Origin of the sequence: Nocardiopsis sp. Huas11 (genome assembly GCF_003634495.1) — a bacterium.
Classification (GTDB): domain Bacteria; phylum Actinomycetota; class Actinomycetes; order Streptosporangiales; family Streptosporangiaceae; genus Nocardiopsis.
Map to the genome: position 1 here is coordinate 2,658,380 of NZ_RBKY01000001.1, position 12,332 is coordinate 2,670,711.

Sequence of the window (12,332 nt, forward strand, 5' to 3'; positions counted from 1 at the left end):
GTCTACTCCGTTTCCGATGCGGCCCTGCGGTCATCGCCGACGACCGCGAAGAAGACGTCCTCCAGGCTCGGCTGCTTCTCGACGTACTCGACCTCGGCGGGCGGCAGCAGCCGCTTGAGCTCGGCCAGCGTGCCGTTGACGATGATCCGGCCCTCGTGGAGGATCGCGATCCGGTCGGCGAGCTGCTCCGCCTCGTCCAGGTACTGCGTGGTCAGCAGCACGGTCGTGCCGTTGTCGCTGAGTCCCTGCACGGCCTCCCACACCTCCACGCGCGCCTGCGGGTCCAGCCCGGTCGTCGGCTCGTCGAGGAAGACGATCGGGGGGTCCCCGATGAGGCTCATCGCGATGTCCAGCCGGCGCCGCATCCCGCCGGAGTAGGTCGACACCCTCCGGGAGCCCGCGTCCGTCAGGGAGAAGCGTGCGAGGAGGTCGTCGGCGACCGCGCCCGGGTTCTCCAGGTGGCGCAGTCGGGCGACCAGGACGAGGTTCTCCCGACCGCTGAGGATCTCGTCGACGGCGGCGAACTGGCCGGTGAGGCTGATGGAGCGCCGCACGTCGGCGGCCTGGGTGGCGACGTCGTGGCCGTTGACGGTGGCCGTTCCCGCGTCGGCCTTGAGCAGCGTGGACAGGATCTTCACGACCGTGGTCTTGCCGGCCCCGTTGGAGCCCAGGAGGGCGAAGATGCTGCCCCGCGCCACGTCGAATTCCACACCGCGCAGCACACTGAGGTTCTTGAAGGACTTTTCCATGCCCTTCAGGCTGATCGCCTGTTCCGACCGTGTCGTCATGAGAGGGATTTCCCTTCTTCCGTTTCCTCGTCTTCTCCGGCGGCGCGTGCGATGGTCTTCTTCAGGCGTTCGCGCTCCTTGTTGATCCACTGGCCTTCGGCGTAGTTTCGAAGGAACAGCTCGGCGAAGTCCACCGGGTCCTCGCCGACGATCTCGCGGATGGGGGTTCCGTCCGCCGCGGCCTGTTCGAACAGGCCACAGAGGTCGTCGAGCATCGCGATGAGGACCTTGCCGTCCCCGATCGACCCGTAGTACATGAGGTAGCGGTCGAGCGCCTCGACCGCCGTTCGGTACTGGTCCGGCAGCTGTTTCGTGCGCGCCTTGTACTGCCGGTAGCGCTTTTTGTCCTCGAGCGATCCCGTGATCATTTCGAGCCATCCTGCGGCCATGACTACTTCTCCCCTTCGCGAAGCTGGTCGAGTTTTTCGGTGAGGAAGCTCCAGGTCCGCCAGAATTCTTCGAGGTGTTCTCGTCCCTGTGCGTTGAGGGAGTACACCTTGCGCGGCGGCCCCTTCTCGGACGGAACCTTCTCCACGTCGACGAGGTCGCGCCGTTCGAGCCGGATGAGCAGCGCGTAGACGGTGCCCTCGGCGATGTCGGAGAAGCCCTGCTCGCGCAGCCACGCCGTGATCTCGTAGCCGTACGCGGATCGGCCGGACAGGATCGCGAGGACGATGCCCTCCAAGATCCCCTTGAGCATCTCCGTCGCCTGCTTGCCCATGGAGCGCCCCCTGGTTCTCAGCTACTCAGTCTTGCTGACTACCAGTGCATAGTAACGCTGACTACCGGTATATAGCAAGACTGAATACCGGGGCGGGGTGCGGCGTGTGCGGGGACGGGGTGTGGCCTGCGTGAGCAGGGCGCGGGGGCGCTGAGGGAGTGGGGGAGCGAGGATCCGGCGCATGCGGGGGGAGCAGGGGTGCGGGGATCCGGCGGGCGCGGGGGAGCGGCGATGCGCGGGCACGCGCGCACGCCGTGGCGGGCCGGTGAGCGGCCGTGCCCGGCTCCGGCCGCGGCGCTCACACGGGCGGCGGGCCGGAGGGGCGGCGGTGTCCGGTCAGGCTCGGGCGCGGACGGCGGCCACGAAGCGGGCGGCGATCCGGGGGTGTCCGGCCCAGTGGACGTGCAGGTAGGACGCGTGCAGCGTCGGCGAGGCGAAGCCCTCGGGCGTGCCGTCGACCTCCCAGGCCGGGTGGTCACCGGCGCCGGGGGAGAGCCGGGTGCGATGGAACTCGTGCCCGGTGACCTTCTCCCCGGCCCGGGTCACCAGGGTGTCCCCGGGGGAGACCGCCTCCGGGTAGCGCAGGGTGAGCCGCTCCGACATCCGGGCGTGCGCGGGGACGGCCCCGGCCATGGGCGCGTCGTCGAGCGACTCGGCGAGGTAGAGCAGCCCGGCGCACTCGGCGACGGTCGGCACCCCGTCCCGCACCGCGTCCCCCAGGTCCTTCGCCAGGCTCCGGTTCGCGGCGAGCCGCTTCGCGTACACCTCGGGGAACCCGCCGCCGAGGTAGATCCCCGCGGTGCCGGCGGGCAGTTCGGTGTCGGTGAGCGGATCGAAGCCGACGACCTCGCACCCTGCGGCCGTGAGCAGCTCCTCCGTCTCCGTGTAGCGGAACGTGAAGGCCCGGCCGCCCGCCATCGCGACCACCGGCCGCCGGACGTCCCGGGCACGGCCCGGGGCCGATGCCGACACCGGCGCCGTCATCCGCGCCGCCTCCCGTTGCGGCGTCCAGGGCACGGCGTCCAGGTCCGGCGCTGAGCGGGCCACGCCGAGCAGGGCGTCCAGATCCACCTGCCGCGCGATGTGCTCGCCGAGCCGCTCGACCACCTGCGCCGACTCCGCCCGTTCCGCCGCCGGGACGAGCCCGAGATGACGCGACGGGGTCGCGAGGGCTTCGTCGCGGTGGACGACACCGAACACGGGCAGACGGACCGACCGGATGATCTCGGCGACGTTGCGGGCGGAGCCCGCCTGGTTGAGGATCACCCCCGCCACCTCGACGGCGGGGTCGTAGTCCGCCATGCCCGCCACCAGCGCGCCCACCGACCGGGACATCCGGGACACGTCCACCACCAGTACCACCGGCGTCCGGGTCAGGGTCGCCACGTGCGCCGAAGAGGCGAACCCGTCGGTGCCGAGCCGCCCGTCGTGCAGGCCCATCACACCTTCGACGACGGCGACGTCCGCGCCCCGCGCCCCGTGCAGGAGCAGCGGCGCGACCCGGTCCTCGCCCACCAGGTGGGGGTCGAGGTTGCGGCCGGGGCGACCGGTCGCCAGGGCGTGATAGCCGGGGTCGATGTAGTCGGGGCCCACTTTGTGGCCGCTCACCACGTGCCCGGCGGCGCGCAGCGCGGCCATCAGCCCGGTCGCCACCGTCGTCTTGCCCTGCCCGGTCATGGGCGCGGCGACCATCAGCCGGGGCAGAGCCGAGGCCGCCGGCCGGTCGGTGGACCCGGGAGACCCACCGGGGGAACCCGTGGCGGGCCCTCCAGGAGAGTCCGCGTCGGACCCGCCGGGGGAGGTCACCATTCGATCCCTCGCTGGCCCTTCCTCCCGGCGTCCATCGGGTGCTTCACCTTGGTCATCTCCGTGACGAGGTCGGCGGCCTCCAGCAGCCGCGGATCGGCGCGGCGTCCGGTGATCACCACGTGCTGGCGGCCCGGACGGTCCCGCAGAGCCGCCACGACGTCGTCGGCGTCGATCCAGCCCCAGGCGATCGGGTAGGTGAACTCGTCCAGGATGAGCAGGTCGTGCGTCTGGGCGGCGAGCCGGCGCTTGATCTCCGCCCAGCCCTCCACCGCGGCCGCCGCGTGGTCCTCGGTGTCGTCCTTGCGGCGGATCCACGACCAGCCCGAACCCATCTTGTGCCACTCGACGGGACCGCCCTCGCCGGTCTCCTCGTGCAGCGTCCCCAGACGTTCCAGCACGGTCTGCTCGCCGATGCGCCACTTCGCCGACTTGACGAACTGGAACACGCCGATCCGCCAGCCCTGGTTCCACCCGCGCAGGGCGAGCCCGAACGCGGCGGTCGACTTGCCCTTCCCGTCGCCGGTGTGGACGGCGAGCAGCGGCTGGTTGCGGCGCTGCCGCGTCGTGAGCCCGTCGTCGGGGACGACGAGCGGTTGTCCCTGAGGCATCAGGCGGCCCTCTCTCGTACGGCACTGCCCAGCGCGTCGGCGCTGACTTCACTGACGGGTAGATGGTCGGCGCCCAGTCGGGCGGCGAGGGTGGCGGCCAGTCCCAGGCGCAGCGGTCCGGACTCGCCGTCCACCACGACGGTGGTGACGCCCAGTCCCGCGACGTGGTCGGCGGCGCTCATCGCGCGCGCGACGGCGCCGCGGCCGCCGGTGGCCCGTCCGTCGGTGACCAGGACCAGGAGCGGGCGCAGCTTCGGGTCGCGCAGCCGCTCGCGGCGCAGGACGCGAGCGGCCTCCACCAGGCCCTCGGCGATCGGTGTGCGTCCGCCGGCGGGCAGGTCGTCGAGACGGGCCGCGGCGACGTCGACGGATCGGGTCGGCGGCAGGGCGAGCTCGGCGGTGCTGCCCCGGAAGGTGATGAGTCCCACCTTGTCCCGGCGGCGGTAGGCGTCGAGGAGCAGGGACATGACCGCGGTCTTGACTTCGGTCATGCGCTTGCGCGCCGCCATCGACCCGGACGCGTCCACGCAGAAGAGGATCAGGTTGGTCTCCTGCCCTTCCCGCACCGCGACGCGCAGGTCACGGGGCTCGATCCGCAGCCGGCCTCCGCCGTGCGTTCCGGCCTCGGCGGGACGTCCGACCCGGTCGAGCGTGCTGCCCTCGGCCTGGGCAGCATTCGTGCTGAGCGTTCGGCCTTCCTGGCTCTGGTGCGCCTCGTGCGCCCGGCCCGCGTCGAGCGCTCGGACGTCGGTCGAGTCCGGACGCGCGTTCCGCGTCCGGGCTTCCATCTGGTTCGAGTCGAAGGTGGGGCCCTCGGCCCGGCCCTGGTCCGGGTTCCGCGGGCGGGATGCGGCGGCCCGTACGGTCTCGACCAGGTGGAGCGAGGTGCCCGGTCCCTGGCCGGGCGGGGTCGCGCCGATCCGGCGGCCCCGGGTGCCGATGGCGCGGCTGCGCCTGCCGTCGGCCCCCTCCCCGGAGCCCCGCACGGTGAGCGTCCGGGTCCGGTAGGGGGCGGCGGCCCGGGACATGACCGACGCGCCACCGTCGGAGGCGGGCCCGTCCTGCTCACTCGGCCCGGGCTCGGGAGCCCGCTCGTCATCGGCCGGCGCGTCGGCCGTTCCCTCGTCCTCCCCGTCGGCCGATCCGTCGCCGGAGTCCTCGGCACGGGCCTCCGGGCCGGAACCGCCCTCCGCGTCGGCGGGGTCGTCGGAGGCGGGCGGATCCTCCGCCCCCGTCTCAACCGTCTCCTCCGGCCCGTCCGTTCCGTCCGGCCCGTCCGTTTCCGGCGGGTCGGTCGGGTCGGGCGGCGGTTCCTCGTCTCCCAGCACCCGGTCGAGCAGGTCCTCGTCCAGGCCCGGAGCGTCGAACGGATTGCGCCGCCGCCGGTGCGGGAGCGCGAGCAGAGCGGCGCGGCGGATGTCGGCCAGCGTGACCGAGGTCCGGCCCGCCCACGCCGCGTGGGCCACCGCCGTGCGCGCGGTGACGATGTCGGCCCGCAGGCCGTCCACCCCGAACGCCGCGCACACCTCGGCGATCTTCAGCAGCGCGGCCTCGGACAACCGCACCCTCGCGACCAGCTCCCGGGCCTCGGCGATACGTGCGGCGAGCGCCTTCTCCGTCTCGTGGAAGCGAGCCGAGAACGCGGCCGGGTCCGCGTCGTAGGCCATGCGCCTGCGGACCACCTCGGCGCGGGCCGCGGGCTCACGCGGCGCGGCGATCTCGACGGTGAGGCCGAACCGGTCGAGGAGCTGCGGGCGCAGCTCGCCCTCCTCCGGGTTCATCGTGCCGATGAGCAGGAACCGGGCCGCGTGCTCCACGGAGAACCCGTCGCGCTCCACGGTCACGCGTCCGGTCGCGGCGGCGTCCAGCAGCAGGTCCACCAGGTGGTCGTGCAGCAGGTTCACCTCGTCGACGTACAGGAGCCCCCGGTGCGACCGGGCGAGCAGTCCGGGCTCGTAGGACACCTGGCCGTGTGTGAGCGCCTGTTCGAGGTGCAGGGAGCCGAGCACGCGGTCCTCGGTGGCGCCGACCGGCAGTTCGACCAGGCGCACCGGCCGGCTCTCCACGACCGACCCCGACTCGAACGGGCCGTCCGGGGAGCGCTGGCCGTCGTCGGCGGGGTCCACGGAGAAGCGGTCGCCCTGGTAGACGTCGATGGGCGGCAGGAGGGACGCCAGGGCCCGGACGGCCGTGGACTTGGCCGTGCCCTTCTCGCCGCGCACCAGGACCCCGCCGATCTCCGGCGAGACGCTGCTGAGGATGAGGGAGAGGCCCAGGTCGTCGAGGTCGTCGGCGTCACAGCCGACGATCGCGGAAAAGGGGTAGTGCGAAGGCACCCATGGCATGTGAGGCTCCCGCTCGTTTCGCCATCCGTTGGGACGGGCGCGAGGCCGGTCTTCGGACTGACCGAGTCCTCCTCGACGGAGGCTCGGTTCACCGCAGCGGGCCTGTGCCGGAATCTCACCGGGCTTCCCAGATTCTCCCCTTCCGCCGTCCCCACCCTTTCCGATGGCTGGGCCGTAGGGGCACCTCGTGCCTGTGGCCACGATAGCGTCGAGGCCATGCAGGCCGACCCGCCCCCTCCCACCGAACCCCGGATCACCGTCGTCGGCGTCGGTGCCGACGGCTGGTCAGGCGTGCCGGAGCGGTTGCGCCGGCACGTCCTCGACGCGGACGTGGTGTTGGGCGGGCGCAGGCACCTGGACATGCTTCCGGACCGGCCGGGACAGCGCCGGGCGGCCTGGCCCTCGCCCCTGCGGGAGGGCCTGCCGTCCCTGCTGGACTCCCTCGCCCCCGAGGGCACCGCCACCGTGGCCCTCGCTTCCGGGGATCCGTTCGTCTCCGGGATCGGCACCACACTCATCGACCTGCTGGGAGCCGGGGCCGTGCGGGTGGAGCCGGCCGTCTCCTCGGTCGCCCTGGCCCGGGCCCGGATGGGCTGGCCGGCGGAGCGCTGCGCGGTGGTGAGCCTGGTCGGGCGCGATGCCCGGCTGGTACTGCGGTGGTTGGCGCCCGGCCGCCGTGTCCTGGTGCTCTCCTCCGACGCGGGCACCCCCGCGGCGGTCGCGCTCCTGCTGGCGGAGGCCGGTTACGGCGCCAGTCGGATGACCGTCCTGGGCGACCTGGGCTCAGAGGCCGACCCGGAGCCGGACCCGGACCTTGAGCCGGGCCCGGAACAGGAAGAGGGCTCCGCCGCGGCCCCGAGACCGGAGTCCCGGCTCTCCGCCACGGCCGCCGCGTGGCTGTCGGCTCCGCCCGGGCCCGTGTCCCCGCTGCACGTGCTCGCCCTCGAACTCGCCGGCCCGTCCGGATACGGCCTCCTCGCGGGCCTGCCCGACGACGCGTTCGAGCACGACGGCCAACTGACCAAGCGCGACCTGCGGGCCTCGGCGCTGGCCCGGCTGGCCCCCTCGCCTGGAGAGCACCTGTGGGACGTGGGCGCGGGCGCGGGATCGGTCGGGATCGAGTGGATGCGCGCCGATCCGACCTGCGCGGCCACGGCGATCGAGTCCCACCCCGAACGCGCCGCGCGGATCGAGCGCAACGCGGGACGACTCGGTGTGCCGGGCCTGTCGGTGGTGGCCGGGCGGGCGCCGGACGCCCTGGCCGGCCTGCCCCGCCCCGACGCGGTGTTCGTCGGCGGCGGCGCGACCCGGCCCGGCGTGCTGGACGCCTGCCTGCGGGCACTGCGGCCCGGTGGCCGGATCGTGGTGCACGGCGTGACGCTGGAGACCGAGACCCTGCTCGCGGACGCCTACCGGCGCCACGGCGGTGAGCTCACCCGGATCGCCGTCGAGACCGCCGCGCCCATCGGCACGTTCACCGGATGGGCGCCCGCCCGCACGGTCACCCAGTGGTTCCTGAGGTCGTGAGGTCCTGACGGGCCGTCCCGCCGACGTGCCCCGCGGGACCGCTCGTCACCGGCCGGGGTCCACACCCCTGGGCCGGGCCGGGTCGTAGAGGAAGGACTCGCCGCCCCTGCCCGCGTCCAGCGCCCACCCCACCAGCACGACCGCCGCCTGCCGGAACCCGGCCTCCTCCACCGCGTCCGCGATGGTGGCGACCGTGCCCCGCAGCACCGCCTCACCCGGCTGGCTCGCCCGGTGGACGACGATGACCGGGCAGTCGGCGCCGTACTCGGGACCGATCTCCGCCATCAGCTTCCGCACCCGCCTGATCGCCAGGTGCAGCACCAGCGTGGCCCGGGTCGCCGCGAACGCCGCCAGCGACTCGGTGTCCGGCATGGCCGTCGAGCGGGCGCGGGTCCGCGTCAGCACCACCGACTGCGCCACCAGCGGCACGGTCAACTCCCGTCCCACCAGCGCCGAGGCCGCCGCGTACGCCGGCACGCCCGGCGTGACGTCCCACGGGACGCCGTGCGCGTCGAGCCGGCGCGTCTGCTCGGCCAGGGCCGAGTAGATCGACGGGTCGCCCGAGGTGAGCCGGACGACGTCCCGGTCCGCGGCGTGCGCGCCGACCAGATGGTCGGTGATGCGGTCCAGGTCCAGCCCCTGGGTGTCCACCAGTTCGGCGTCCGGCGCGCAGTGGGTGAGGACCTCCGGATCCAGGTACGTCCCGGGGTAGAGCACCACGTCCGCCGCGGCCAGCATCCGCGTCGCGCGGACCGTCAGCAGGTCGGCGGCGCCGGGTCCCGCTCCCACGAAGTGCACGGTCACGGCTTCACCCACCGGGGGGTCCAGACCCGGCCCGTCTCGGACACCCGGGTGCCGGAGGCGCCGACGATCAGCAGGCAGCGCATGTCGACGGCGGCCGGGTCCAGGTCGGCGAGGGTGGTCACCGTGAGCGACTCGCCGTCCCGACCGATGTCGCGGCCGACCACGACCACGGTGTCGGGCTTGCGGTGCTCCAACAGGATCCGGCGGGCGGTGACGATCTGCTCGGTCCGCGACCGGGAGGCCGGATTGTAGACCGCCAGGGCCAGATCGGCCTCGGCGACGGCGCGCAGCCGGCGCTCGACCACGTCCCAGGGCTTCAGCCGGTCGGAGAGGCTCATGACCGCGAAGTCGCCGCCGACGGGGGCGCCCGCGCGCGCGGCGACCGCCTGGACCGCGCTCACCCCGGGCAGCACCCGGATCGGGACGTCCCGGTAGGCGGGATCCTCGGCGGCCTCGAACACGGCCGTCGCCATGCCGAAGACCCCGGCATCGCCGCCGGAGACCACCGCGACGCGTTCTCCGCGCCCGGCGAGGTCGAGCGCCAGGCGGGCCCGGTCGAGTTCGACGGTGTTGCCGGACGCGTGCCGGGTCAGGCCGGGGCGCTGCGCGACCCGGGCGACGTAGGGGCCGTACCCCACGACGTGGTCCACCTCGGCGAGCGCCGCCGCGGCCTCGGGCGTGAGCCAGTCCTCGGGGCCGGGCCCCAGGCCGACGACCAGCAGCTCGGCCGCGCCTTCCGTGCGCTCCCGGCCCTCCTGGCCGTCCCGACCGGCCCGGCCGTCGTCGCCGTCGCCGCCAACCTGCGCGTTTCGGCCGACCCGACCGTCCACGCCGGTCTCCGCGTTCGTGCCGTCGCGCCCGTCGTGCCCGGCGAGCGCGGACGTCGCCGCGTCGCTTCGCGAGCGTCGGCCGTTGCGGCTGTCACCGGTCACCAGCACCAGAGAGAAGTAGGGCACCGTCGCCGGGTCGACCTCCGCGACCGGCAGCCGCCGTTCGCCCGGCATCGAGGCCCGCTCCACGTATTCCGCGTGCTCCAACCGCCCTGCGGCCTCCAACGCCCGGCGCACGGCCGGGAAGGTCCGGCCGAGCTTCATGATCACGGCCGCGTCGGTGTCGGCGAGGCGGCGGGCCAGTTCCGGTTCGGGCAGGGTTCCGGGCAGCACGGTGAGCACGTCGGTCTGCCGGGCCAGCGGGGCCGCCGTGGCGGCGGCGAACGCCGGCACCCCCGGCACGACCTCGGTCTCGTACCGCTCGGAGAGCCGGTCGTGCATGTACATGTACGACCCGTAGAAGAGGGGATCGCCCTCGGAGAGCAGGACGACGTCGCGGCCGGCGTCCAGGTGGGCCGCCAACCGGGCGGCGGACCGCTCGTAGAAGTCGGCCAGCGCGCCCGCGTACCCACCCGGGTGGTCGGTCGCGCCGGTGGTCACCGGGTACGTGAGCTGCTCCTCGACCGCCGTCGACGGGATCAGTCCCTCGGCGATGCGTCGGGCGTTGGACGTCTTGCCGACGCCCGCGTGGTAGGCGACGACGTCGGCGGCGGCGATCAGCCGGGCCGCCTTGAGGGTGATCAGCTCGGGGTCTCCGGGACCGACACCGACGCCGTGGAAACGACCGGTCACTCCTCCTCCTTGGCGAGTGCGTTGAGAGCCGACGAGGTCATCGCGGAGCCTCCGCGACGGCCGCGAGCGGTCACGTAGGGGACGTCGACGCCGAATCGATCGGCGAACTCGGTCAAGGCCTGCTTGGACTCGGCGGCACCGACGAAGCCGACGGGGCAGCCGATGATCGCGGCGGGGCGCGGGGCGCCCTCGGCCAGCATCTCCAGCAGGTGGAAGAGCGCCGTGGGGGCGTTGCCGACGGCGACGACGGCGCCGTCCAGCAGGGGTTCCCACAGCGACACCGCGGCCGCCGTGCGGGTGGTGCCCCAGTCCCGGGCCAGGCCGGGAACGCGCTCGTCCCCGAGGAAGCAGAGCACGTCGTTGTCCCGGGGCAGGCGGTTCGCGGTCACCCCGGTGGCGACCATCGTGGCGTCGCACAGGATCGGCGCGCCGGAGCGGAGGGCGGCCCGCGCCGCGGGGACCAGCTCGGGGTGGACGACGAGGTCGTCGGCGAGGTCGACCTGGCCGGAGCCGTGGATCATCCGCACGGCGAGCCGTTCGGCGTTGGCGGGCAGGTGCGACAGCCGCGCCTCGCTGCGGATGATGGCGAAGGAGTCCGCGTAGATCGCGGGCCCGTCGTCGATGTACTCGTAGCGCCGACCGGGCCGGCGCGGCGTGAGGGGCGTGTCGGGCGTGCCCGTCCGCTCCGCCGTGTCGCACGGGTCCGGTCGGTTCGGCTGGTCGGGTGTGGCCGCTCGGTTCGGCTGTCTCATCTGCTCACGTCGGTCCGGCTGGTTCGCGGTCTCACGTCGGTCCGGTGTGCTCGGTCGGTCGAGCGGGTCCGGCCGGTGAGGTGGATTCGGTCTGTCGGCGGTGGTCACTGTGGCCCTCCGGGGACGAGGACGCCGCGCCAGGGCGTGACGACGAGATCGTCGTGCTCACCGTGCCCTGCGGCGATCGCCTCCTCCGCGAGCGCCTCGGCCGCGGCCCGGTCCAGCCCTTCGTCGGGGACCGGGACGTGCCGACCGCCACCGGGCAGGGGCCCGTACGGCAGCGGCGGCGCGGGGGTCGGCAGACGCGGGTCGGGCGCCACGGGATCCGTCAGCGGCGTCGGGAGCTCGGCGACATGCCACGCGGCGGTGGGGCCCTCGCCGCGCCGCGCCAGGAACTCGTCGGCGAGCCCCACGAGCGCGGCCGGCGCCTCGTCGAACGGGACGACCGGGCCCCAGCCGTCCCCGACCCTGAGCTGGGCCACACGTGCGTCCAGGGCGACCACGCCCAGGTCGCAGGAGCGTTCGAGCAGGTCGCCGCGGCCGTCGTCCAGGACGAACAGGAAGCGGCCCGGCAGTTCGGCCCGCCGTGGATCCGCGCACAGCAGCCTGTCCAGCTCGGCGGCGAGCGGGCGAAGGTCACCGCGCCCGCCCGCTCGTCCGGGGCCTCCGGTACCGCCGACGCGCGGGGAGGCCATGATGTTGCGGACCAGGTCGTGAGCCGGTGAGGGCAGCAGGCCGGTCCCTTCCACGGCACGCAGCGCCGCGGGGGTCAGCCGCCCGTCGCGCCCGGGCAGGGCCCGCAGCTGGAGGTTGGCCCGGCCGGTCACGTGGATCCGGCCGTCGCCGAACTCGGCGGCCACGGCCGCCACGTCGCGCAGCGCTCGCGCGGGCAGTCGGCCACCGGCCAGCCGGAGCCGGACGAGCAGCCCGTCATCGGCCGGCCACGGCCGCAGGGCGCCGGGACAGCGGTCGCGCCGGGTCCGCGGACCGGCGGACGGGACATCCTTCGGGGACACGTGCGTCCTTCGGGTCAGGGGCCCTTTTCGCGGGACCCGGGTGACCTGGCGGGTCGTCACCGCCAGCGCCAGCAGGTCTTCGGACTCGGGATCGATCGGTGCGGAGCGCCTTCCCGGAGCCTGGTACCGCTCCAGTGACTGCCCCAGGAACGTGTCCCGGGGCGTGCCCGCCCGTCACCCTCACCGCTGCGCGTCAGTCCCGGATTCGCACCGGGTTCCCTGCCCCACGAGGTGGAGTTCGACTGGCTCGACGAGGGTACCTCGCAGCTCGCGGCGCTGGTCCAGCGGTCTCCCGCCCAGTGCGCGGGCCGGCCGTGTGTGCCGGTACCGACCGAGGTGG

The 12,332-nt window shown here is 74.1% G+C and carries 11 protein-coding genes and 2 riboswitches; of the genes, 1 reads left to right on the forward strand and 10 read right to left on the reverse strand.

Annotated features, from left to right (window positions below; translation table 11 throughout):
- Nucleotides 1-2: 2 nt before the first annotated feature.
- The 6 genes from DFP74_RS11935 to DFP74_RS11960 form a co-directional block, all read right to left on the reverse strand.
- Complete coding sequence (locus DFP74_RS11935) at nucleotides 3-788, reverse strand: ABC transporter ATP-binding protein (RefSeq protein ID WP_121181759.1); 786 nt, start codon at nucleotides 786-788, stop codon at nucleotides 3-5.
- Nucleotides 785-1,177: a DUF1048 domain-containing protein gene (locus DFP74_RS11940; protein WP_121181760.1), complete on the reverse strand. Its 393-nt coding sequence runs from the start codon at nucleotides 1,175-1,177 to the stop codon at nucleotides 785-787. Before DFP74_RS11940 ends, DFP74_RS11935 begins: the two co-directional genes overlap by 4 nt.
- Nucleotides 1,178-1,179: 2 nt before the next feature.
- Entirely contained in the window at nucleotides 1,180-1,509 is a 330-nt protein-coding gene (locus DFP74_RS11945; RefSeq protein WP_121181761.1) for a PadR family transcriptional regulator, read from the reverse strand.
- Nucleotides 1,510-1,845: 336 nt separating this feature from the next.
- A complete protein-coding gene (locus tag DFP74_RS11950; protein ID WP_233570928.1) occupies nucleotides 1,846-3,318 on the reverse strand; it encodes a cobyrinate a,c-diamide synthase in 1,473 nt (490 codons plus the stop codon).
- The gene (gene cobO / locus DFP74_RS11955) at nucleotides 3,312-3,926 is read right to left on the reverse strand and encodes a cob(I)yrinic acid a,c-diamide adenosyltransferase (RefSeq protein WP_121181762.1); all 615 of its coding nucleotides are present in this window, start codon (nucleotides 3,924-3,926) and stop codon (nucleotides 3,312-3,314) included. The genes DFP74_RS11950 and cobO overlap by 7 nt, the downstream gene beginning before the upstream one ends.
- Nucleotides 3,926-6,271, reverse strand: coding sequence for a VWA domain-containing protein (locus DFP74_RS11960; protein WP_121181763.1), 2,346 nt, complete (start codon nucleotides 6,269-6,271; stop codon nucleotides 3,926-3,928). The genes cobO and DFP74_RS11960 overlap by 1 nt, the downstream gene beginning before the upstream one ends.
- A 40-nt stretch (nucleotides 6,272-6,311) precedes the next feature.
- A riboswitch (cobalamin riboswitch) is annotated at nucleotides 6,312-6,459 on the reverse strand.
- A 28-nt stretch (nucleotides 6,460-6,487) separates the two neighbouring features.
- Between DFP74_RS11960 and cbiE the strand changes: the two genes are divergently transcribed.
- Nucleotides 6,488-7,798, forward strand: a complete 1,311-nt coding sequence (gene cbiE / locus DFP74_RS11965; protein ID WP_121181764.1) for a precorrin-6y C5,15-methyltransferase (decarboxylating) subunit CbiE — start codon at nucleotides 6,488-6,490, stop codon at nucleotides 7,796-7,798.
- Between the two features lie 45 nt (nucleotides 7,799-7,843).
- Here cbiE and cobM read toward each other — a convergent pair whose 3' ends face one another.
- From cobM to DFP74_RS11985, 4 genes are all read right to left on the reverse strand, one after another.
- Complete coding sequence (gene cobM, locus DFP74_RS11970; protein ID WP_121181765.1) at nucleotides 7,844-8,614, reverse strand: precorrin-4 C(11)-methyltransferase; 771 nt, start codon at nucleotides 8,612-8,614, stop codon at nucleotides 7,844-7,846.
- Nucleotides 8,599-10,224 (reverse strand): precorrin-2 C(20)-methyltransferase, encoded by a 1,626-nt coding sequence (locus DFP74_RS11975; protein WP_121181766.1) that lies wholly within the window; start codon nucleotides 10,222-10,224, stop codon nucleotides 8,599-8,601. The genes cobM and DFP74_RS11975 overlap by 16 nt, the downstream gene beginning before the upstream one ends.
- Nucleotides 10,221-10,976, reverse strand: coding sequence for a precorrin-8X methylmutase (locus DFP74_RS11980; RefSeq protein WP_233570929.1), 756 nt, complete (start codon nucleotides 10,974-10,976; stop codon nucleotides 10,221-10,223). The genes DFP74_RS11975 and DFP74_RS11980 overlap by 4 nt, the downstream gene beginning before the upstream one ends.
- A gap of 104 nt (nucleotides 10,977-11,080) precedes the next feature.
- Nucleotides 11,081-11,992 carry a nitrite reductase gene (locus DFP74_RS11985; RefSeq protein WP_121181767.1) on the reverse strand — a complete coding sequence of 304 codons (912 nt, stop codon included), beginning with the start codon at nucleotides 11,990-11,992 and terminating at the stop codon, nucleotides 11,081-11,083.
- A gap of 52 nt (nucleotides 11,993-12,044) precedes the next feature.
- A riboswitch (cobalamin riboswitch) is annotated at nucleotides 12,045-12,254 on the reverse strand.
- Nucleotides 12,255-12,332: the final 78 nt, after the last annotated feature.

What these genes read in the sequence shown, in the direction of transcription:
- DFP74_RS11935 (WP_121181759.1), bottom strand. Translation starts at nt 788, where the DNA reads ATGACGACACGGTCGGAACAGGCGATCAGCCTGAAGGGCATGGAAAAG.
- DFP74_RS11940 (WP_121181760.1), bottom strand. Translation starts at nt 1,177, where the DNA reads ATGGCCGCAGGATGGCTCGAAATGATCACGGGATCGCTCGAGGACAAA.
- DFP74_RS11945 (WP_121181761.1), bottom strand. Translation starts at nt 1,509, where the DNA reads ATGGGCAAGCAGGCGACGGAGATGCTCAAGGGGATCTTGGAGGGCATC.
- DFP74_RS11950 (WP_233570928.1), bottom strand. Translation starts at nt 3,318, where the DNA reads ATGGTGACCTCCCCCGGCGGGTCCGACGCGGACTCTCCTGGAGGGCCC.
- cobO (WP_121181762.1), bottom strand. Translation starts at nt 3,926, where the DNA reads ATGCCTCAGGGACAACCGCTCGTCGTCCCCGACGACGGGCTCACGACG.
- DFP74_RS11960 (WP_121181763.1), bottom strand. Translation starts at nt 6,271, where the DNA reads ATGCCATGGGTGCCTTCGCACTACCCCTTTTCCGCGATCGTCGGCTGT.
- cbiE (WP_121181764.1), top strand. Translation starts at nt 6,488, where the DNA reads ATGCAGGCCGACCCGCCCCCTCCCACCGAACCCCGGATCACCGTCGTC.
- DFP74_RS11980 (WP_233570929.1), bottom strand. Translation starts at nt 10,976, where the DNA reads ATGAGACAGCCGAACCGAGCGGCCACACCCGACCAGCCGAACCGACCG.